Genomic DNA, 2,397 nt, shown 5'->3' on the forward strand with positions numbered 1-2,397 from the left:
AAAGGATTCTCTCTTACAAAAGTGTTTGATGCCGGAACAACTGTAAAATACAAGTTCATCAGTGACGGAAACTGGACTACAGACCTTAAGGCTCCAGATTTCGTTGACGACGGCTTCGGCGGAAAGAACTCTATGGCAGAGTTGGATTCATTGGTCGCTGGCGACAGTGATGCGGGCAAGAAATTCCCTGCTGTAAAATTTAACAGCTGGTCTATGCTTGGCTTGCAGACAAAATTCAGCACAATGAACAATGATGATGGCGACATCACAAAGGAAACTCGTGCAGAAAATATTGCCGTAGGATTTAAGTCATACAACAAACTTTCCGGAGACCTTACGGGTAACATGCCGTTCTACATTGAGCTAGTTCTTGCAGAACAGGAATATGAAGATGCAAATGTAAAACTGTATGACCGCAAGAATAGTTACGATGACAACGTTGATTTGGTAAAACATGCAATTGTTGATATATTCTCTGATCCTCAGGCATGGCTTGCACATGATACATCTGGAGATGTAAATAAGAAATCGTCTACTGCAACAGTTCCTTTTGCAGGACACATCAAATTTGGATGGAACACTCCGTATGTAAATTACACAAGCGGTTACAAATATGCAAAACTTCCTATGCGTCAGGTAATTACATGGTCAACAATTGCAGACAACTGGGATGCAGGATACTCAAATGTAGGTGGCTATTCATTATTTGAAAATGGAGAAAAACTTCAGACAATAGGCGACTACACCGTAAACTTTGGTTTGAACTTGAATAAGTCAGCAGACCGAAAAGGTGAGAATTACGGAACTTATGCATTTGCAACTCTTGATACTGGTGTCTGGAAATTCGATGCACAATGGAATACTATGTATGGAAAAGACTATCAGTTCTATGAGCCTGTAGAAAACGACATTATCATCGGTGCAAAAGGTAAGGTTGGAGATGTAACTCTTGCAGCGCAGGGACTTGTAGCCGTACACAACAAGAGTACAGAAGACCTGCTAGGAGCTGATTATGAGCATGCAGGAGACTGGTGGAAGGCTGCTGATTATTTCGGATATTCAACAGATATTTTCTACCGCTCAGGCGATTTCGATGGAATTGAGAACATTGCTGCAAATGTTCAGGCAAGCTACAAGAACGAATTGTTTAGTGCAAAAGCAGAATATCGAATTCGTGGTGCAGAAGCTTCTATGCTTTACATTCGCAACAATCACGATGATTTAGACCTGAGACTTAAAGACATGCTCGGAGCTCCAAACAGCCAGAGGGTTACTGTTGATTTGGGCTTCAACGCAACAGATGCCCTTTCCATAGGTCTTAACGCCTATATGGAAACAGAAGCTAAGCATTATGATACTGACAGTGAAATTCTTGAAGGTGTTGCACATTGCTGGGCACTTGGTTATGCAGAAAGTAAATACACTCCTATATTCTTAGACAGTGGCTGTGAATTTGAATTAACTCCGTCTATTACATACAAACTTGATGATGTAACAGGATTTACATCATCTGTAAATGGCTATGGCATTATGGATATTGCTGCCTATAAAGTACTGGGCGCTTCTGACGATTACGAATATGCAGCATCTGACAGCAAATTCCTGTTCAAATATGCCGGCATTTCTTTCTCTGCAGAAAAAATCAACGACGTAATAACAGGCTTGAATGTATATTACGGGCTTGACAATTCAAAAGATGCACTTCTTGGAAATACTTTGATAGCAAAAGTTGCCCTTCCTAAGAACCTTGAGGTTTCTGGAGGTATAGGCATACGTTCTGTAAAGAATACAGATGCAGGAGATGCTTATAACGACGATGCACTTAATCCATTTGGTTTTGCAATCGGTGTTTCAAAGAAATTGAATGCAATAAAGAGTCCTAAATTATATGCACAGTTTATGTGGAACATGGACATCTACAAAGGATTTGGAGATGGTCCTGCAGAACTTAATATAAAGAACGGTGCTAATCTTGGTAATTGGAAAAAAGATGAAGGTCTTGACAGATATGATGGTGCAGGAGCACTTCGTATTGGTTTGCACTGGAACTTCTAGAGCATTACATTAGGAAGTAAATAACAGCTCTCAAATGGCAGTTCTGGTTGTGTAAAAACTTCCAGAACTGCCTTTTTTGTTTATGCGTGAATTTTAAAAAAAAATGGTTATAAAATTCGCTGCAATACAAATCCCCCATAGTAACCGGCAGGTGCGTTTTAATTTGCTCGCGACAGGAAGATTTTTTCAGGTATGAACAGATGTACTGCAGGCTTTCCCGACTTTCTTTTTTATATGGAAAACGTCCTTACAATTCCTGAACCTGTTGCAAGGAAAGACCTGTACATTTTGAAATAATATCATCAGGAATGTTTTTTGCCTTCATTTTTCTGGAGTTTTCAA

At 39.8% G+C, this 2,397-nt stretch carries 1 protein-coding gene; it reads left to right on the forward strand.

Annotated features, from left to right (window positions below; all coding sequences use genetic code 11):
- Positions 1–2,055: early set domain-containing protein (locus B5D55_RS11645; RefSeq protein WP_078934115.1), on the forward strand; the 2,055-nt coding region annotated here is incomplete at its 5' end.
- Between the last annotated feature and the right edge of the window lie 342 nt (positions 2,056–2,397).

The organism is Treponema porcinum, from assembly GCF_900167145.1.
Lineage (GTDB): Bacteria > Spirochaetota > Spirochaetia > Treponematales > Treponemataceae > Treponema_D > Treponema_D porcinum.